This is a genomic window from Blautia sp. AM42-2, from assembly GCF_003480245.1.
Lineage (GTDB): Bacteria > Bacillota > Clostridia > Lachnospirales > Lachnospiraceae > Fusicatenibacter > Fusicatenibacter saccharivorans.
In genome coordinates, this window is sequence record NZ_QUIM01000001.1 from 454,883 (window position 1) to 474,608 (window position 19,726).

The following is a 19,726-nucleotide window of genomic DNA, read 5'->3' on the forward strand; positions in this document are numbered from 1 at the left end:
TATTATGCATGCGGAGGTGTTCATGCCCGGTGCAAAGAAGATGCCGGAGCGTGACGAAACAAAATAACACCAGAAAGGAACAAAGCAAATGAGAGAATTTGAACAGTGGGATGGCTTTACCGGAAGACTCTGGAAAGAAGGCATCGACGTACGTGACTTTATTCAGAACAACTATACTCCATATGACGGAGATGAGAAATTCCTGGAGGGACCAACAGAGGCTACAGACCGTCTGTGGGGCAAATTACAGGAACTCCAGAAAGAAGAGCGTGCAAAAGGCGGCGTTCTGGATATGGAGACAGACGTTGTAAGCGGAATCACAGCTTACGGCGCAGCATATATCGATGACAGCATGAAAGATCTGGAGCAGGTAGTTGGTCTTCAGACAGACAAACCGCTGAAACGTGCATTTATGCCGTATGGTGGAATTAAAATGGCTGAGCAGTCCTGCGAGACTTACGGCTACAAACCAAGCGAGAAGCTTCATGAAATTTTCACTAAATATCACAAAACACATAACCAGGGTGTATTCGACATCTACACACCAGAGATGATGAAAGCCCGTCACAATAAAATTCTGACAGGTCTGCCGGATACCTATGGCCGTGGCCGTATCGTAGGCGACTACCGTCGTGTTGCTCTGTACGGTATTGATTACCTGATCGAGCGCAAAAAAGCAGACTTCGCTGCAACAAATCGTCAGGGAATGCGTCGTGGTGACTTCCAGTTAAGAGAAGAGATCGCTGACCAGGTCAGAGCACTGCAGGATATGAAAGTTATGGCACAGTCCTATGGCTATGACATTTCCGAGCCGGCTAAGAACGCAAGAGAAGCTGTTCAGTGGCTGTACTTCGGATACCTTGCAGCTATCAAAACTCAGAACGGTGCTGCAATGAGCGTTGGCCGTGTATCTACTTTCCTTGACATCTACATCGAAAGAGATATTGAAAAAGGAATCCTGACTGAGAAAGAAGCTCAGGAGCTGATTGACCATCTGGTAATGAAATTCCGTATGGTTAAATTCGCAAGAATTCCGTCTTACAATCAGCTGTTCTCCGGTGACCCGGTATGGGCTACTCTGGAAGTTGCCGGTATGGGAATCGACGGACGTTCTATTGTTACAAAGAACGATTTCCGTTTCCTGCATACACTGGAAAACATGGGACCGTCCCCAGAGCCGAACCTTACTGTTCTGTACTCTGAGCACCTTCCGGAAGCTTTCAAAAAATATGCAGCTCATATTTCTGTACAGACAAGCTCCATCCAGTATGAGAACGATGATGTAATGCGTCCGGTATGGGGCGATGATTACTCCATCTGCTGCTGTGTATCTGCTACCGAGACCGGTAAGGAGATCCAGTTCTTCGGCGCTCGTGCAAACCTTGCAAAATGCCTTCTGTACGCTATCAACGGCGGTAAAGACGAGAAGACAAAACAGCAGGTTGCTCCGGAATATCAGCCGATCACCAGCGAGTATCTGGACTATGATGAGGTTATGAAGAAATACGACGTTATGATGGACTGGCTGGCTCATCTGTACGTTGGAACTCTGAACATGATCCATTACATGCATGACAAATACTACTATGAGGCAGCAGAGATGGCTCTGATCGACACCGATGTAAGACGTACCTTCGCAACCGGTATCGCAGGATTCTCTCACGTAGTAGACTCCTTAAGCGCAATCAAATACGCTAAAGTTAAAGTTATCCGTGACGAAGAAGGAATGGCTGTTGACTTCGAGACAACCGGCGACTTCCCAAGATACGGCAACGACGATGACAGAGCAGACGAGATCGCTGTATGGCTGCTTCGTACCTTCATGGACAAACTGAAATACTGCCATACCTATCGTGATTCTGAGCCGACTACCTCTATCCTTACCATTACTTCCAACGTTGTATATGGTAAAGCAACTGGTTCTCTGCCGGACGGAAGAAAAGCCGGTGAGCCTCTGTCTCCAGGAGCTAACCCGTCTTACGGCGCAGAGAAGAGCGGACTTCTTGCTTCCCTGAACTCTGTAGCAAAACTGCCGTATGAGGACGCTCTGGACGGAATCTCCAACACCCAGACCATCAACCCGGGCGCACTCGGCCACAACGACGAAGAGCGTACCGAGAACCTGGTACACGTTCTGGACGGATACTTCGAGCAGGGTGCACATCACCTGAACGTAAACGTATTCGGAACCGAAAAACTGATCGACGCAATGGAGCACCCGGAGAAACCGGAGTATGCAAACTTCACAATCCGTGTATCCGGCTATGCAGTTAAATTCATCGACCTGACAAAAGAGCAGCAGATGGACGTAATTGCACGTACCTGCCACGATCATATGTAATTTCTGAAAATGTTATTTCTAAAGCCCCCGCGGCCGCAGCAATGCGGCTGTGGGGGCTTTTTGTATATCGGTGCTTGAATTCCAGTAAAATCCACTTGATTTAGAGTACATAAAATGAGAAAATTTATCAGATACAGAACGCTAATTGAAAAACTTTTATCAAGTAATTCATAGCGTAAGTTACAAGTTAATGTTATAATACCAAAGTTAGAATTTCCTAACATAAGAAAAAATGGAGTTTTATTTATGAAAAAGAAAATTGTTGCAGCATTTTGTCTTGCCATGGTGATGACGGTCGGTGGATGTTCCGGTGCGGGGACAGCAGCGCAGCCGGAGAGCAGTGAAAGTCAGACACAGTCGGCGTCTGTTTCGGAGTCTTCGAGCAGTTCTGACGCTTCGGAAGAGAATTCCACGCAGAAATCCGCATCATCCACAGCTTCTTCCGATGCCGCAGATGCATCGAGCAGCCGAGATATTTTTGCGATGGATACGTACATGACGGTCACTGCCTATGGTCCGAATGCAGAAACGGCGGTGGATCAGGCGCAGCAGGAGATTGAGCGGCTGGATGCACTTCTGTCGACCGGAGAGGAGACGAGTGAAGTAGCGCAGATCAATGCAAACGGCGGCGGAACCTTATCGGAGGATACCACCTATCTGCTGGAACGCTCGCTGGATCTGTATGACAGCACAAACGGCGTTTTCGACATCGCAATTTATCCGATCATGGACGCCTGGGGTTTTACAACCGGAAATTATACGATTCCTTCGGATGAGACGATCGAAAGCCTCCTTCCGCTGACCGATGCCAATGACATTCTTTACGACAAGGACAGCGCATCGATCAGCTTTGCCAAGGACGGCATGAAAATTGACTTCGGCGGAATCGCAAAGGGTTATACATCCGGCAGAATTGCGGATATTTACCGGGAATGCGGTGTGACGAGCGGGCTCATCAACCTCGGTGGAAACGTTCAGGTTGTCGGCACGAAAACGGATGGCAGCAAATGGCGTGTTGCCGTGCAGAGTCCGGAAGCGGAGGATGATTATCTCGGCATTCTCTCGACGGCCGACCGGGCGGTTATTACTTCTGGCGGCTATGAGCGGTATTTCGAACAGGACGGCATGAAATATCATCACATCATCGACCCATCGACCGGTCATCCGGCAAATAACGGTCTGGTGTCGGTGACGATCGTAAGTGCTGACGGAACACTGGCGGATGGCCTTTCTACTTCTCTTTTCATCATGGGGAAGGACAAGGCGGCCGAATACTGGCGTGCACACAGCGATGAATTTGACACCATTCTGGAGGATGAGGACGGCGTTCTGTATGTAACCGAAGGAATTGCTGACGATTTCGCATCCGATCACGAGACAAACATTATCAGGAAAGACGGTGATACATAACCATGGGAAAATGGAAAAAACTGACAGCATTTGCACCGGCTCTCGCGGCAGTTATCGTAGCAGCCTGTGCCGGTATTTCGCTGAACGGCTACACTGCACCGGTTTACGCCGTAGAGCAGCCGGAAGCACTGGTGACACCGGAGCCGGAACAGGATACCGATGCAGCGGAAAAGAAAGATGATACAAAAAAGAAGGACGATACAAAAAAGACAACCGATACCGAAGCAGAACTTGTCGCAGCCGTCGGTTCCGGCAGCTTTGAGCTGGCGGACGGAACGTACGAAGGAAGCGGAACAGGTTTTGGCGGTACGATTACAGTCTCTGTCGTATTGAAAGACAAAACGATTCAGTCGATCTCGATTGTAAGCGCTCCCGGCGAGGACGCAGCTTTCCTGAACCGTGCGAAGGGAGTTATCGACCGTATCATCGCATCCCAGAGTGTGGATGTGGACACGGTTTCCGGTGCAACTTTCAGTTCAAAAGGTATCCTTGCAGCCGTGAAAAATGCACTGACCGGTCAGGAGGACACTTCAGAACCGGCATGCGCATCAGGAGCGGCAGGCGGCGGAGCCTCTGCTGGCGGAACAGTTACGGTATCTAAAATTGAAGAGCCGGCTGCCTACCGGGATGGAACGTATTACGGAACTGGAACGGGATTTGGCGGCACAATGAAAGTCTGTGTTGTTGTCAGCGGCGGAAAAATTGCTTCGATTGATATTGTGGAAAACAGCGATACGCCAAGCTACCTTTCCAGTGCTTCCTCTCTGATTTCGACGATTATCTCAACACAGAGTACGAATGTGGATACGGTCTCCGGCGCGACATACAGCTCCCGCGGTATTATTGAAGCTGTGCGGAGTGCCTTAAGTCAGGCGGCAGTGAACGGGTCTTCCAGTACAAACGGAGGAAGCCAGGGCAATACAAACAACGGAAACAACAGTCAGAATAACGGCCAGAACAATAACAACTCGTCTGCATCCAAGGGAAGTTTTCCTTATCAGGACGGAATTTATTACGGAACGGCCGCCGGTTTCCAGGGAGACATCAAAGTGGCGGTAGCCCTGCAGGATCAGACGATCAAAGCGGTACTGATTCTGGAAAACGAAGATGACGAGACATTCTTCAACCGTGCCAAAGTCGTAGCGGACCGCATCGTAGACGGACAGAAAACCGATGTGGATCTCGTATCCGGCGCAACGTACAGCTCCCGCGGCATCCAGAACGCAGTAAAACAGGCGCTGGAAAATGCGAAGAAGGCAACAAACGGCGAGACCGTTCCGGATAACGGAACGAGCAGCGGCGGAACCACAACGATTCCGGAAGGAAAATTCCCATACGAGGAAGGCATTTACTACGGAACCGGCGAGGGCTATCTGGGAGACATTACAACGGCAGTTGTCATTCAGGATGAGACGATCAAGGCAATTCTCGTGACCGAGAGTGAAGATGACGAAGCATTCTTAAAACGCGCAAAACAGACAGCAAAGGACGTTGTGAAAAACCAGACACTGGAAGTTGACACCGTTTCCGGCGCAACCTACAGCTCCAGGGGAATTCTTGCGGCAATCGAGGAAGCTTTAAAAGAGGCAGAACGCGTAACTGAGGAAAAGAAAAATCCAACCCCGACGCCAACGGTAACTCCGACACCGACCGAAACACCAACCCCGACGGAAACTCCGGAACAAAAGATCTATCAGGACGGCGAATACACAGCGATTGCCGTCTGCGAGCCGGATGAAGATGAAGATTTTACCGCTTATCAGCTTTCCGTGACGGTAACAATTGAAAACGATAAAATCGTAGCGTTAAGCAACATCACCGGTGACGGAGACAGTCAGAATGCCTCCTACATCCGCCGCGCATCCGAAGGAACCTCCAAAATCAAAGGCGTTTCCGCTCAGATTCTGGAAACCGGAACGCTTGAAAACATCGACACCGTTTCCCGTGCAACCTGCTCCTCAAAAGCCATTCTTGAGGCATGCCGGAATGCGCTGGATGCTGCGAAAGTAACGCAATAAAGGGGAAAACAGATGAGACAATTGATTGTTCGTTTTTTGAATGTCGCTGTCATTGCTGCTGTTCTGATCGGCTACAATACCGTACTCGATAAAAGAGACAAAGAGGATCAGATCGCGCGGCTCTCGGCAGAGCTTGAGACGACCCAGCTTCAGAAGGAAAATCTGCAGGCCGCAGCAGCTGCATCCAACACGGCGGATACGGCCGCAAGTGAAGCAGCAGAAGCAGAAGGGCAGTACGTGGACGGTACGTATGACGGTGAAGCTGACGGCTTCGGCGGCACCATTGCAGTTGAAGTAACCGTAGAGGGCGGCCAGATTACCGATCTTGCCATCACATCCGCCGACGGCGAGGACAGTGCGTATCTGTCAAACGCGGAGGCGATCATTCCAAAGATTATTGAGGCACAGTCCGCCGATGTTGATACGATCAGCGGAGCAACATTCAGCTCCACCGGTATCAGAAATGCGGCGCAGGAAGCAATAGAAAAGGCGGAGAAATAACATGAAAAATTTAGATCTATCCACATTACCGGCAAAGAAGAGAAAACAGATCGTTTCCTGCCTGCGTGCCGGAATCCAGCTTTTATATTTCCTGTTTCTTCCGTCAGTATTTACCGCTGCATTTAACGGAGTGAAATACATTTTTACGCAGCTTGGACAGGGTGAAAAAATTGAGATGACCGCGTTTGTGTCGGCTCTGCTCCTTGTCTGTGCATTTACGATCGTATTCGGAAGATTTTTCTGCGGTTTTGCATGCGCTTTTGGAAGTCTGGGGGATGCAATGCATGCAATTTATGGTATAATCTGTAAGAAACGTAAAAAGAAGCCCATACGCATCAAACCGGAACTGGCAAAAAAACTGGCGCTGGTCAAATACGGCATTCTGCTTCTGATTGCTCTTTGCTGCTTTGCAGGAGTTTATCAGAAAGCAAGAGGAACAAGCCCGTGGGATGTCTTTTCCATGCTGCATGCGGGAAATTTCCGACTTTCCTCTTATATTCCAGGCATTGTTCTTCTGGTGCTGATCCTGGTCGGCATGTTCTTTGAGGAGCGCTTTTTCTGCCATTTCCTGTGCCCAATGGGAGCTGTCTTTTCTCTGCTTCCGATCCTGCCGTTCTTTACTCTGCACCGGAAACGCGAAAACTGCATCCGCGGCTGCAGCGCCTGCACGAGACAGTGCCCGTCAGCGGTGGAACTGCCATCCGATGGATACGTGGAGATCTCCGGCGACTGTTTCCAGTGCCAGAAATGTATTGATACGTGTCCGAAAGGTAATATCCGCTGCGGGGTAAAGGAATTTCACGGAAATGAAATCCTCTTTACGCTGTTCCGTGCTGTATTCCTGCTGACACTGCTGTTATGGGCTGGCATCTGATTCAGAATAAGGAAAACTATATGAAGAAAAAAGATCTGATTCTGGCAGGCGCCGTTCTGCTCCTGGCTGGAATCCTTGCCCTGGCGCTTCGGCTGCCGAAAACGGAAAATGGAAATACCATGAAAGTCACGGTGGACGGCGAAGTCTACGGAACGTATTCACTCGCAGAAAATCAGACCGTGAAAATTCAGACGGGTCACGGAACGAATGTCCTGGTGATCGAAAACGGAAGTGTCCATATGGAAGAAGCTGACTGCCCGGACGGCTACTGCAAAAGACAGGGTACGATTTCCCGGGTAAATGAGACGATCGTGTGCCTGCCGCATAAGCTGGTTGCGGAGGTAGAAAGTGACGGATCCACAACGGACGACGCCGACGATGCGCCGGATGTGATTGTAAAATAATACCAGCTTAGAAGAAAGGAATTGGAATTTATGAGAGACAGCCGCACTGCAAGCAGAAAAATTGCCTTATGCGCCATGCTGATGGCACTTGCCATGATCTTCAGTTATGTGGAGGTACTGATCCCGATCAACCTCGGTGTTCCTGGAATCAAACTCGGCATTGCCAATCTGGTTGTAGTCGTCGGCCTCTTTTTCCTTCCGGCAGGGGAAGTCCTGATGATTTCCGTCGCCCGCATTCTTCTGATGGGGTATCTGTTCGGAAATGGAATGTCCATCCTTTACAGCCTTGCCGGCGGGCTTTTGAGCTTTCTTGTGATGCTTCTGCTGAAACACATCAAGGGCTTTAGTATCACCGGCGTAAGTATTGCAGGAGGCGTGACGCACAATGTCGCGCAGATCTGCGTGGCGGCTCTCGTGGTGCAGAACCGCAAACTGTTCTATTATCTGCCGGCGCTTCTCGTGGCCGGAGTCATCACCGGAATGCTGATCGGAATCCTTTCGGACCGCATTCTTTCTGCGGTAAAACGCGATGGACGAAAGAGTTCTTCGCGGTGAAAACTCCATATCTACGGAATTTTTTCTGTGTGGGAACGAAAATCATCCCACAAACTTCACAGTATCGGATCATTAAATAGTAAAAATACTCAATAAGCAGAATCTGTGCCTCTTTTGAGAAAAAATAATCAGTTAAGAGTTAGACAAAACGATCAAAAATTAGTAGAATAATCTACGGTTAGTTAAAACAATTATTGATTAGTGAAAACTAATATAATAATGAAGGACAGTTTTGCCCCTGTTTTTCCTGCAAAACTGTGGAAAAGGAAAAAGGAGGAAGTTATGATCAAAAGAAAAGAACTTCAGAAAAAATCATTAGCAGCCGTAATGGCAGCTTCCATGACCATGAGCCTGCTCCCGGGAACCGCACTGGCGGATGCTACAAGCGGCGTGCTGGCAGATGGTACTTATGAGTCTACCGCTCATGTTACCAGAACAGCAGAAGACGATGAGGATGAGAATGCATGGGATGAATATGACGTTAATGTCAAAATCACAGTTGCAGACGGCAAATTTTCTGACATTGCAGTAACGCCTGGCTCTGGATACAATACAGAGAATGCCACATATTTCAAAAAAGCAGCTACAAACAGCAAAGGATTCAAAACGAAACTTCTTGGAAAAGATGCAACGATTGAAAACATTGAAGGATGGGATATTGTATCGGGTGCAACCAGAACTTCGAATGCAGTAAAAACCGCGGCTCTTGCAGCAACCCAAAAAGCAGCCCCGACTCCAGAAGCAGTAGACACCACAGCACTTGAAAAAGCAATCGCAGATGCCGAATCATTAAAGGAAGCTGACTACACCGCAGACTCCTGGAAAGCTGTCCAGACTGCTCTTACCGCAGCAAAATCTGCTCTTTCTGCAAAAGAATCCCAGAGCGCTGTTGATACCGCGAAAGATGCGCTGAATACTGCAGTAAAAGGTCTTGTTAAAGCACCGACTCCGACGGCGACCCCGACAGCAACGCCAACCGCAACCCCAACGGCGACCCCGACCGAGACTCCAACTGAGCAGGTGGCTTACGTTCTGATGAACATTCCGTATGATGAATTTTATGCTGCAGATGTAAACAACTCTGTTCCAGTGGATGTATTTTCTTCCGCAACGAAGAGCAAAACAAGAACAGCCACTCTTGCCGGTGGTTCTTATCATACCAATGCAGATGGAAGTGCAATCAATGGAATTACCTTCCCGGTTAAAGTAACAGGAGTGGATCTTTCCAAATTTAAGAAAGTAACAGATTCTGATTCTATAAGTATTACAGTAACAAACCGTGGTCAGACATCTACACAGACATACACCGGAAAAGACGCCTTATTTGAAAACTCAGACTATGCATATTATGTATTAAGCGAAGCACCTTCTTACTACAAAGAAGCAACGGTAAATGCAGATGGCTCTCTTTCTTTTGGAAAAACAGTTGGAACTGCAATTGAACTGACCAATGTATCTCCGGAATTTATGACTGAATCAAAATATGGAGATTATCAGCTGGATCTCGACGGACTGGAGAACACGATTGATGTTGGAACCGATCAGATCTATGGTGTTATTGTCAGCACGAAAGAAGGCAATGACTATGGTATGCGTCATGTGGAAAATATCTGGCGCGGAACAGAGCTGGCATGGTCAACTGGATTTACAACACAGGTACATGGATGCCTGACTTCTTCTGCACATTACAAGAGCATGATGGGACAGCATATCAATAAGGTTACTTATTATACCAGCAAAGGAATCTACACGATTCCAGTGAATGATATTTTTGTTCCAACAAAATTTGAGGCAAGTGTATCCGTAGAAGACGCTTCTCTTTCCGCTGGAAAGACAACGATGACCGTAACCGGACTTCCGGCTGATTATGATGCAGAATATTCCGTAGATGGTCTGGATGGATTTGCAGTAGACGGAAATACCATTTCTTATTCCGCAAATGCGAAAAAAGGAATGTATACTCTGACGATTCATGATAAAAAAGGTGTTTATGCAGATCTGACACAGAGCTTTACTCTGTATACAGATGCAATGCCGGCTGCTTACAACGAAAAAGGAAGTGCTCCGGCGCTTGTAAAAGCAGAGAATGCATCAGAAGATGACTTTGCTGATTATATCAAGAACATCACTTCGGTAAAAGTAAATGGAAAAGAATATGCAGCAACTGGAAAACGGAAAACAATTCTGATCAAAGAAGACGGTACGCTTGATCTGACAGCTGCCGCTTTTGCAGAAGGAAATAAATTTGAAATCGAAGTAACTGCAACAGGTTACAGGACGCTTTCCTTTACTTATGAGAAGAAAGAAACAACATATAAATATGTATATGCAGGTCTTACCTGGGCTGAGTATTGGGCAGCAGAAGGAGTTCAGGCGGCAGGAAGCGACGCTGGTTCGGATGAAACTGACAGTCGCGAAGAAAGTGATAAAGGCGCTTTTGATGTTGTAACCCGTGCGACTACAAACCATGGACTGCACAGAGGAAGCTTCCAGTGCGCAGCGACTATCTACATGAAAGATGGCACAACCTATGATGTGGCATATTATACCGCAGCAACCACGGCAGTTCTGACCAACGGCGAGACCGTAACTTACGATAAGAGCCAGATTGATCATTATGAAGTAAAAGGTCTGAAATATGTGCCTGTAAAAGTTTCGGAAGATGATTACGAAGATTTTTGCAAAAAGTATGTTGTGGTAGAAAACGGCGGAACACTTTCCGGTGGATTTTCTGAAAATAAACTGCAGAGCTATACAGGCCTGGTTGCAGATGTAACAGAAAACACAAACGGTCTGAAGATAGCAGTGAAAAATGCAGATGGAAGCTTCTCCTTCTCTGCAAGAACAACAGGAAGTGAATCCGGAATCAAAGATCAGGCGCTGAAGACAGCTCCGGATGCTGAGACCGTAGGACTGACCGTGAAAGAAGCCAATGGTTCTTATGGAGAATTCCTTCGCGTAGATTTAACGGGAGATTACGGCGATCTGGCTGCTAATCTGCAGACCGTAACCTGGACTTATTACGGTGATGATTCCACTTATACGAATGCAAAAGCAACGTATGGAACAAAATTCGCAGCAGATAACTGGATGCATAAAGTAATGGGAATCCAGCTTGGCCTTACCGATTCCCTGCGCTGCACTTTACCGGAGGGAACGGATGGAACCGGTTATTGGAAGATTACGATTCATGCACTTGGCTATGCAGATGCTTCCTACACGTTTGAAGCAACCAAAGCGAACATTGTAGGAGCTGATCCGGTAGAGAGCACAGCAGCACTGGAAGAGGCAATTGCAAAGGCAGATGCACTGAATAAAGATCTTTACACGGAAACTTCCTGGAATAATATGCAGACAGAATTGGCAGAAGCAAAAGAAGCATTGGAGAAAAAACAGAGCCAGGGAACCGTAGATGAAGCAACCGAGCATCTGAATGCAGCCATCGAAGCTCTGCAGTCCCAGTATGTATTAATGAATATTCCGTATGCAGCGTTCTATCAGGCAGAGGTTCATAATGATGTTCCGGTAGATGCGTTTACTTCCGCAACAAAGAATAAAACAAGAACCGCGTCTCTTTCCGGCGGATCTTACCATGTGAATGCAGACGGAAGCGATATCACAGGTATTACCTTCCCGGTAAAAGTAACAGAGGGTATGGATCTTGGCAAATACACGAAAGTGACAGATGAGGATTCTGTAGAAATCACCGTTACCAACCGTGGACAGACATCCACCACAACGTATACCGGAAAAGATGCACTGTATGAGAATGCAAGCTATGCATATTACACTTTACATGAGGTTCCGTCTTATTACAAAGAAGCATCTGTAGATGCAGACGGCGATGTAACCTTTGGTGCTGTTCAGGGAACCGAGGCAGCAAAGCTGGAAAATGTAACGGCAGAGCTCTCCACTAACAGCAAATACGGTGATTATCAGCTGGATCTGGATGGTCTTACTGATACCATCAAAGCAGGCGAAGATACCGTATATGGTGTTGTTGTCAGCACAAAAGAGGGCAACGATTACGGAATGCGTCATCTGGAGAATATCTGGAGAGTGTCTGAGCTGGCATGGAGCACTGGATTTACGACAAGCGTTCATAACTGCCCGACCTCCTCGGAACATTACAAGAGCATGATGGGACAGACCATCAACAAAATTACCTATTACACCAGCAAGGGAATTTACGAAGTCGACGCAGATGTATATGTACCGGTTAAGTTTGCATATGAATTTTCTGTAGAGAATGCGTCTGTCACATCTGGAAATGCTTCTGTTAAACTGGAAGGCCTGCCGGATGATTACGATGCTGTCTATACAGTAGAAGGTCTGACGGGAACCGTGTCCGGTGATACTCTGTACTTCAAGAATGCAGAGAAAGGTTCTTATACATTGACTGTCAGCGATAAGAATGGTAAATATGCAGATCTTTCCGCAGACTTTATCCTTTACACGGAAGAGATGCCGGCAGCATTTAACGAAGATACGACAACACCGAGTCTGCTTAAGAACGGGGATGCAACAGATGAAGAGTTTGCAGATTATCTGAAGAACATTACCTCTGTTACTGTAAATGGAAAAGCATATGCAGCAAGCGGAAGAGGAGCTGTTGTACTGTTCAATGAGGATGGTTCCTTAAAGACAGATGCAGCACCGTTCGCAGAGGGCGATTCCTTTGAAATTACAGTTTCTTCACTGGGATATCAGGATCTTAGCTTCACCTGGAAGAAGTCAGCAGAAGAGCCGACTCCTACTCCTACAGAGACCCCAACCGTAACCCCGACCGAGACTCCGACTGTTACCCCGACGGAAACCCCGACCGTAACCCCAACTGAGACTCCGACGGTTATACCTACAACAGCACCAACCACAACCCCGACGACTGCTCCTACCACAATACCTACGACGCAGCCGACGAAGACCCCGACAAGCACCCCGAAATCAACATCTACTCCGCTTGCAAGTAATAAAGTATCCAATACCTCTACTTCCAAGAAGAGCGATAATGCAAAGACCGGTGATGCTACCAACATCTGGGGATGGGTAAGCATGGCAGTTGCATCTCTTGGCGCTGGCGGACTTGGATTCAAACTCCGCGGCAGAAAGAAAAAAGACGACGAAGAGTAATTCAGAACGAAATAACTGAGAAATTCTTCTGACATAAGAAATCACAGAAACCTCTGTTCCAGCTTTTCTGGCGGAGGTTTCTGTCGTTTCGAGGAGTAAAAAAAGTGATTCTTTTCTTTTTGTAAAAAACAAAAAATTAAGTGTTCACACAACACCCAATTCATGCGATAATAATACTGTATTTTTTGCACATGCAGCATAATGGAGGTGACTTAGAAAACATGACAGCAAAACTGTTGGAAAAACATATTACCGATACGATTCGGGAGTGGCAGGTGAAGATCGGCTATGAGGGCGGTACGATGAAGCTCTACTACCCGGCGGAGTCCCTGCGCCGTTCCCTCTCTTTAGACGAAACAGAAGACCTGGCTAAAGCGCTTGCCGCGTTCTGTAAGAACGTACAGCCGCGCCTTGGAATGCTCGCTATTTCGGCAGTCAAAGACCGCTACTGTGTGGAAATCCCGGAGGAGGGATGCTCTTATATCGAGCGGGAAATCCCTGTTCCGGAGCTCCTGCAGAACCTTCTGCAGGTGATCACAACGCCTGGAAACACAATGGAACAGGTTCGGGACTGCTTTTCTTCCTATGCAGAGAAAATGCATACTACCGTGGAAGAAAACGCATCCGAGGAGCATGAGATGGGCCATGTATTTTCTTTTTCAGACCCGTCTGTAGATGAATACTGTTACTGTGTCGAAGAAAATGAATTCGGCCTGACGTATCACCGTTTTTCACGGGAAGATTACGAGGCTTTATAAATAAAAGGAGGATATACACCATGGAATTTACAAAACTGCTGGAAGAAAGAAGAAGCATCCGCGCGTTTGATCCGGAGAAACACGTAACCGCAGATCAGATCCAGGAGATCGTACAGGCAGCGATTCAGGCACCATCCTGGAAAAACTCACAGACAACACGGTACTATGCCCTTGTAACACCGGAGAAAGTCGAAGAATTTTCCGCAAAATGCCTTCCAGAATTCAATCAGAAGAGTTCAAAGGGAGCGGCACTTGTCGTAACAGCATTCGTAAAAGACCGCTCCGGATTTACGCAGGACGGCACACCAGACAACGAAGTTGGAAACGGCTGGGGCTATTACGATCTTGGCCTGCATGACGAAAACCTGATCCTGCGCGCAAGAGAACTTGGCCTTGATACTCTGATTATGGGAATCCGTGATGAGAAAGCTATCCGTGAAGCCCTCTCCATTCCGGAGAATGAGCTCCTTGGTGCTGTCATTGCTGTCGGCTACCGTGCCATCAACCCGGACAAGCCGAAACGTAAAACCGTGGACGATATCTTAAAACTGTTCTAAATCCGGCGCATCCGTGTGAAGACGTGCGCGGTACTTTCCAGGCGGGAATCCAAAGAACCGGGAAAACTGCTTGCTGAACGCATAGACATCGCCATATCCGACAAGAACGGCAATTTCCTTCATCGGTACGCCGCCCTCGAGAAGAATACGGGCCTGCTCCATTTTCTTCCTGGTGCGGTACCGTGCAGGAGAGACGCCGGTCTGTTTTTTAAATACTTTTCGAAACGTCTCATAACCGATCTGGAGTGACCGGGCAAGCTCTTCGAGAGAAATTTCTTCATCAAGATTCTGCGAGAGCATATCGCAGGCGGCCTCGATCGGATCCCGCTGCAGATTCACCCGGTGCGCATGGTAGCCGTACATTCGCAGAATCTCTTTTTCCATCTCCGGAATCCGCAAAGGCAGCAGACTGTCCGGTGTGGCCTTTAACGACTGCAGAAGCTTCTGATACCGCTCGAGATCGCCGGGAAGCAGCTCTGCCTTTAACACCGTCTCCCGGTTCAGAACCGAAAGCGAGCAGAAAGAATCAAAAAACGGTTTCCCAATCGAGATAAAAAATTCCAGCCATTTCCCATCGGGGTCTACGCGTGTGGAATGCGGCACACCCGGCAGACGCTGGACCAGACTTCCCGCCTGCAGCGGATAGGAGGTGCCGTCCTCGGCAATATATTCCCCGCTCCCGCGCAGCAGCACGAAACAGCTGTAATACTCGTTCGAAAAATGATACTGCGAGCGGTCCGCCGTCTCTTTCCGCATAAAACCGCACGCCAGAATCCCGTTCTTCATTTCATTTCCAATACAGCGATAAATGACATCGCTCTTTTCTATTTTTGCAAGCAGATATTCCGGTATCATACGACTTCTCCTTTGCTTTCCCATTTTGGATAAAAGAAACACCAGATCAACTATTTCTCATCCACGTGCAGTGTTTTATACTGAATCATAAGATAACTGCATGAATCTTCTGAAAATCCACAGATGTATTATATCACAGGAAAGCAAAAAAGGAACACCAATCTGGATAAAAAGAAGAGAGGCAGTCGGAAAATGCGAAAGCAAAGGCAAGGAGGGTTTCAAGAACATGAGACAGACAAGAGACTGGGAAAATCAGTATATAACGCAGAAAAATCGTTATCCGATGCATACGCCGTACGGTGCATATGAGACGGTAGAGCAGGCGCTCGCCGGAAAGCGGAACGCGTCACGCTTTGTAATGGATCTGAACGGAGACTGGAAATTCAAAATGTATCCGTCACCGGAAGCGGTGGAAGCATTTTATGAAGAGAATTTCGATCACGCAGCGTGGGATACGATTCCGGTGCCGTCCAACTGGGAACTGCAGGGATATGGAAAGCCGGTTTACACCAATATGCTGTATCCGTTCAAACGGGAGGCAAACGGCGAAGCATTTGAGATCGAGATTACCGAAGGCACCTACGAGCTGAATGCGCCGTACGTGCCGGAGAAAAATCTGACTGGCTGCTATTTCAGAACCTTTGAGGTTCCAACAGACTATATCGGCCGACAGCTTCTCATCGATTTCGGCGGTGTGGAGTCCTGCTTCTATCTCTGGGTCAACGGAAAACAGGTGGGGTATTCCCAGGACAGCAAAGTGAACGCGGAATTTGACATCACCGAATATGTGCAGGAGGGAACGAACACCCTCGCTGTACAGGTAATGCGCTACTGTGACGGTACTTACCTGGAAGATCAGGATTATTGGCATTTGTCCGGTATCTACCGCGATGTCCGCCTCGTATCGAAACCGGTGCAGCACATCCTGGACTACAAGGCAGAGACACTGTTCACACACCCGGATTACACGAAAGCTACCCTCTCTGTCACGATCTGGCCGGACAACTCCAAACCGCTGTACGGCGAGTATCATGCCAAAGTGACGCTGTATGACGCAGAACAGAACAAAGTAACCGAGATGGCTTCGAGAACGTTTGCTGAGTGCGGCTTCTATCTGATGCCGAAATTCATCGCAACCGTTACTGCTCCGGTAGAGAACCCGGCACTCTGGACTGCAGAGACCCCGACACTTTATACCCTTGTTGTCGAGCTGCAGAACAAAGAGAATGAGACGGTTGATATCGAGAGCTGCAAAATCGGCTTCCGTCAGGTGGAAATCAACAGCCGCGGTGTTCTGACCCTGAATGGCAAACGCCTTGTGATCCGAGGTGTTGACCGCCACGATTTTTGCGCCGAGACGGGACGTACCGTTTTTGAGGAGCAGATGCGAAAAGAAATTGCTGTGATGAAACGCCTGAATTTCAACGCTGTTCGTACCAGCCATTATCCGAATTCCGTGAAATGGTATGATCTGTGTGACGAGCTCGGCATTTACCTTGTCGACGAGGCAAATCTTGAGACGCACGGTTACGGCGGACAGCTCAGTGCATCCGCTGAGTGGACAGCCGCTTATCTGGAGCGTGCAACCCGTATGGTACTGCGTGATAAAAACCATCCTTCCATCGTCTTGTGGTCCCTTGGAAATGAATCCGGTGCCGGGGCGAATCATGCCGCGATGCACGGCTGGATCCGCGAATACGACAAAACAAGATACGTTCAGTATGAGTCCGGCAACCCAAAGAGTAATATTTCCGACGTCATCTGCCCGATGTATCCGACGATGAGCTGGCTTACGGATGTGATGGCAGACGATTCCGATCTCCGCCCGTTCATCATGTGCGAATATGCGTATGCAAAGAGCAACAGCAACGGAAACTTCAAGGAGTTCTGGGACTATGTCAATAAATACCCGCGTTTCCAGGGAGGCTTTATCTGGGATTTCGCGGACAAGGCGATTGCGATCCACGAGGAGGACGGAAATATCAAATACGGCTACGGCGGAGCATTCGGAGAGGATGTGACCGATCCGGTTCCGGATATGTGTCTGAATGGTGTTGTCTTTGCCGATCTTTCCTATAAACCGGGCGCCTATGAGGTGAGAAACGGCCAGTCCCCGGTTACGATTGAGCAGGTGAAAAATCCATATACCGGCGAAACTATATGGGTGCTGGCAAACCGCTACCATACCCTCGATCTTTCTCATCTGCAGGTGCGTTATGAAATTGTGCAGAACGGCGAAACGCTTGCCAAAGGCAGCTATCCGACATTTTACACGGTAGCCGGAACAACAGAGACGCTTCCGCTTCCGGAGCTTCCGGAACAACTGCATGGCGAGGCGTATGTAAATTATTACGTTGAGCTTGCCCAAGATACCTTCTATGCACCGGCGGGAACAGAACTATACCGCCGTCAGATTCCGGTTACTACAGGTGTTTATCTGGCAGACGAGAAAACGATTGTGGAGAAACCACTGACCGTAGCGGAGGATGAAAATCATGTTCGCATCACCGGCGAAGAGACCGAAATTATCTTTGATAAAAAGACAGGTGAATTTACCAGATATCAGGCAAAGAGCGTTTCTTTTATGACCGGCGGAAAAGATGAATTTTATCGTGCCCCAACCGGTATTGATGAGGGAACCCATGAAAGTGATTACGATGATATCTGGCGCGCGGAAGGTCTGGATCGTCTGAAAAAGGAAGTACAGTCAGTATCGGCTGTCAGTGCCGGAAATCAGGTGCTTCTTGAAGTGCAGGCTTCCTATACCGCGGAGCCGGACAACGCAGTACTCTTTACCGCTCATACTCTGTATCGCATCGGCAGTGAGGGAATGGAGCTGAAAAACGAAGTAACAAACAACAGCGGCCTTGAGACCATCGCAAGAGTCGGACAGTCGTTCCGCTTCCCTGCAGCGTTTGATACGCTCACTTGGTATGGAAAAGGTCCCTGGGAGACGTATGCAGACCGAAAAGACGCAGCACTGATTGGGCTTTATACATCTTCTGTAGCAGAACAGCACGTTCCGTTTGTGGTACCGTGCGAATGCGGTGGCCATGAGGACACGCGGTTTGCCGCTCTTTCGGATGGAACACATACCGTTCAGATTGTGGGCAGTGATGATTTCCATTTCAGTGCACTTCCATATTCTATGGCAGAATATCGAAAAGCCACATATGAGGAAGAACTTCCGGAGCAGACAACAGGAACCTGGCTGATCCTGGATGTAGCGCACGCAGGCCTTGGCGGAGATACCGGCTGGACGAAAAATATTCACTCGGAATATCGTGTATGCAAGGGAAGATACAGCTATACGTTCCGTTTCCATTTCGCATAAAAGAAAAAATCGGCCAACTGCCTATTGGATTCTTACGGAACAAATTACAGATTTCTCGTGAATGCTGCATATGATGAAAGGAAGAAAGCTATGAGGAAGCAGGATATTTGCCTGCTTTTTCATAGTTTTTTAAGTTAATCTCAAATTTAGTAAAAAATAGCTTAAATTAAGTTGATAGTTATTTGCTATCATGTTAACGTAATCTTAGATGTTAATAACGTCATAGAGGAACTAATAGATAAGTGACAGAAAGTAGGAAAGAACGTGGGACGAAGAAAGAAGGTCCGTCTGGAACAGATTGCAGAGGCAGTGGGATCAAGTGTTGTAACTGTATCAAACGCATTAAATGACAGGAAAGGTGTTAGTGAAGAGCTTCGCAGCCGGATTAAGGAAACATAAAACGAATCGAAGGAGACACGCATCCGAAAGGAATTCGAATCGTGGAAGGCAGGGTGATCCAGGGAAACACGGTAAAAGGAAATAGAAATTGAGACAGATGAAGAAAATGGGAAATGTAAAATTAAAAGACATAGTCGAGGCATTGAATGTGAGTACAGTTACTGTCTCGAATGCACTTGCAGGAAGAAAAGGGGTAAGTGAAGAAGTCAGGAGTCAGGTGGTAGCAAAAGCAAAAGAACTTGGGTATGATCTGAAAAAATATACGAATAAAAGGCAGGGGGTTACGATCGGCGTGATTGTATCAGAACAATGCCTGGAACTTGGAGTTTCTTTTTACTGGAGCATGTATCAGAAAGTCGCGTATGCTGCATCGAAAAGTCAAAGCGTGACAATGCTTGAGGCATTGGGACAGGAAAATGAAGAAAAAGGGTTAAATATTAAAAAGTATTGTATAAGATATGCGATATGATACAGGTTATATCAAATTAGAGCATAACTTAAGATTAAACTTTAGTATACTTATTAAGCTTAAATTAATCGCATAAAAACGTGATAAAGCCATTTGCAATAAATGGAAAATCCACAAAACT

The 19,726-nt window shown here is 47.6% G+C and carries 14 protein-coding genes; 13 read left to right on the forward strand and 1 reads right to left on the reverse strand.

Going from position 1 to position 19,726, the window contains the following annotated elements; genetic code table 11:
• Positions 1-88 precede the first annotated feature (88 nt).
• The 10 genes from pflB (at position 89) to DW915_RS02260 (ending at position 14,548) form a co-directional block, all read left to right on the forward strand.
• Complete coding sequence (gene pflB / locus DW915_RS02200) at positions 89-2,341, forward strand: formate C-acetyltransferase (protein ID WP_118741469.1); 2,253 nt, start codon at positions 89-91, stop codon at positions 2,339-2,341.
• 246 nt (positions 2,342-2,587) lie between these two features.
• Positions 2,588-3,751: an FAD:protein FMN transferase gene (locus DW915_RS02205; protein ID WP_118741470.1), complete on the forward strand. Its 1,164-nt coding sequence runs from the start codon at positions 2,588-2,590 to the stop codon at positions 3,749-3,751.
• A 2-nt stretch (positions 3,752-3,753) separates the two neighbouring features.
• A complete protein-coding gene (locus DW915_RS02210; protein ID WP_118741471.1) occupies positions 3,754-5,769 on the forward strand; it encodes an FMN-binding protein in 2,016 nt (671 codons plus the stop codon).
• 12 nt (positions 5,770-5,781) lie between these two features.
• Positions 5,782-6,270, forward strand: a complete 489-nt coding sequence (locus DW915_RS02215) for an FMN-binding protein (RefSeq protein ID WP_055228158.1) — start codon at positions 5,782-5,784, stop codon at positions 6,268-6,270.
• Between the two features lies 1 nt (position 6,271).
• The gene (locus DW915_RS02220; RefSeq protein ID WP_055266115.1) at positions 6,272-7,144 is read left to right on the forward strand and encodes a 4Fe-4S binding protein; all 873 of its coding nucleotides are present in this window, start codon (positions 6,272-6,274) and stop codon (positions 7,142-7,144) included.
• Between the two features lie 20 nt (positions 7,145-7,164).
• Complete coding sequence (locus tag DW915_RS02225) at positions 7,165-7,548, forward strand: NusG domain II-containing protein (protein WP_055266101.1); 384 nt, start codon at positions 7,165-7,167, stop codon at positions 7,546-7,548.
• A 30-nt stretch (positions 7,549-7,578) separates the two neighbouring features.
• Positions 7,579-8,103 (forward strand): Gx transporter family protein, encoded by a 525-nt coding sequence (locus DW915_RS02230; protein WP_055266099.1) that lies wholly within the window; start codon positions 7,579-7,581, stop codon positions 8,101-8,103.
• Positions 8,104-8,385: 282 nt separating this feature from the next.
• Positions 8,386-13,233: a penicillin-binding Tp47 domain C-containing protein gene (locus DW915_RS15855; protein ID WP_199676766.1), complete on the forward strand. Its 4,848-nt coding sequence runs from the start codon at positions 8,386-8,388 to the stop codon at positions 13,231-13,233.
• A gap of 221 nt (positions 13,234-13,454) precedes the next feature.
• Positions 13,455-13,991: a DUF3877 family protein gene (locus tag DW915_RS02255; protein ID WP_158580999.1), complete on the forward strand. Its 537-nt coding sequence runs from the start codon at positions 13,455-13,457 to the stop codon at positions 13,989-13,991.
• Positions 13,992-14,011: 20 nt separating this feature from the next.
• The gene (locus DW915_RS02260; protein WP_118741473.1) at positions 14,012-14,548 is read left to right on the forward strand and encodes a nitroreductase family protein; all 537 of its coding nucleotides are present in this window, start codon (positions 14,012-14,014) and stop codon (positions 14,546-14,548) included.
• Here the strand turns inward: DW915_RS02260 and DW915_RS02265 are convergent.
• Positions 14,534-15,403: a helix-turn-helix domain-containing protein gene (locus DW915_RS02265; RefSeq protein WP_158581000.1), complete on the reverse strand. Its 870-nt coding sequence runs from the start codon at positions 15,401-15,403 to the stop codon at positions 14,534-14,536. The genes DW915_RS02260 and DW915_RS02265 overlap by 15 nt on opposite strands.
• A gap of 226 nt (positions 15,404-15,629) precedes the next feature.
• On the opposite strand from DW915_RS02265, the gene DW915_RS02270 reads away from it, so the two are divergent.
• The 3 genes from DW915_RS02270 to DW915_RS02280 all read left to right on the forward strand — a co-directional run bounded on the left by DW915_RS02270 (position 15,630) and on the right by DW915_RS02280 (position 19,605).
• Positions 15,630-18,737 (forward strand): glycoside hydrolase family 2 TIM barrel-domain containing protein, encoded by a 3,108-nt coding sequence (locus tag DW915_RS02270; protein ID WP_158581001.1) that lies wholly within the window; start codon positions 15,630-15,632, stop codon positions 18,735-18,737.
• A 264-nt stretch (positions 18,738-19,001) separates the two neighbouring features.
• Positions 19,002-19,136: a LacI family DNA-binding transcriptional regulator gene (locus tag DW915_RS02275; protein ID WP_082424407.1), complete on the forward strand. Its 135-nt coding sequence runs from the start codon at positions 19,002-19,004 to the stop codon at positions 19,134-19,136.
• 97 nt (positions 19,137-19,233) lie between these two features.
• A complete protein-coding gene (locus tag DW915_RS02280) occupies positions 19,234-19,605 on the forward strand; it encodes a LacI family DNA-binding transcriptional regulator (protein WP_118741476.1) in 372 nt (123 codons plus the stop codon).
• Positions 19,606-19,726 lie beyond the last annotated feature (121 nt).

Coding starts and splice junctions, on each gene's coding strand:
- pflB (WP_118741469.1), top strand. CDS start 89: ATGAGAGAATTTGAACAGTGGGATGGCTTTACCGGAAGACTCTGGAAA.
- DW915_RS02205 (WP_118741470.1), top strand. CDS start 2,588: ATGAAAAAGAAAATTGTTGCAGCATTTTGTCTTGCCATGGTGATGACG.
- DW915_RS02210 (WP_118741471.1), top strand. CDS start 3,754: ATGGGAAAATGGAAAAAACTGACAGCATTTGCACCGGCTCTCGCGGCA.
- DW915_RS02215 (WP_055228158.1), top strand. CDS start 5,782: ATGAGACAATTGATTGTTCGTTTTTTGAATGTCGCTGTCATTGCTGCT.
- DW915_RS02220 (WP_055266115.1), top strand. CDS start 6,272: ATGAAAAATTTAGATCTATCCACATTACCGGCAAAGAAGAGAAAACAG.
- DW915_RS02225 (WP_055266101.1), top strand. CDS start 7,165: ATGAAGAAAAAAGATCTGATTCTGGCAGGCGCCGTTCTGCTCCTGGCT.
- DW915_RS02230 (WP_055266099.1), top strand. CDS start 7,579: ATGAGAGACAGCCGCACTGCAAGCAGAAAAATTGCCTTATGCGCCATG.
- DW915_RS15855 (WP_199676766.1), top strand. CDS start 8,386: ATGATCAAAAGAAAAGAACTTCAGAAAAAATCATTAGCAGCCGTAATG.
- DW915_RS02255 (WP_158580999.1), top strand. CDS start 13,455: ATGACAGCAAAACTGTTGGAAAAACATATTACCGATACGATTCGGGAG.
- DW915_RS02260 (WP_118741473.1), top strand. CDS start 14,012: ATGGAATTTACAAAACTGCTGGAAGAAAGAAGAAGCATCCGCGCGTTT.
- DW915_RS02265 (WP_158581000.1), bottom strand. CDS start 15,403: ATGATACCGGAATATCTGCTTGCAAAAATAGAAAAGAGCGATGTCATT.
- DW915_RS02270 (WP_158581001.1), top strand. CDS start 15,630: ATGAGACAGACAAGAGACTGGGAAAATCAGTATATAACGCAGAAAAAT.
- DW915_RS02280 (WP_118741476.1), top strand. CDS start 19,234: ATGAAGAAAATGGGAAATGTAAAATTAAAAGACATAGTCGAGGCATTG.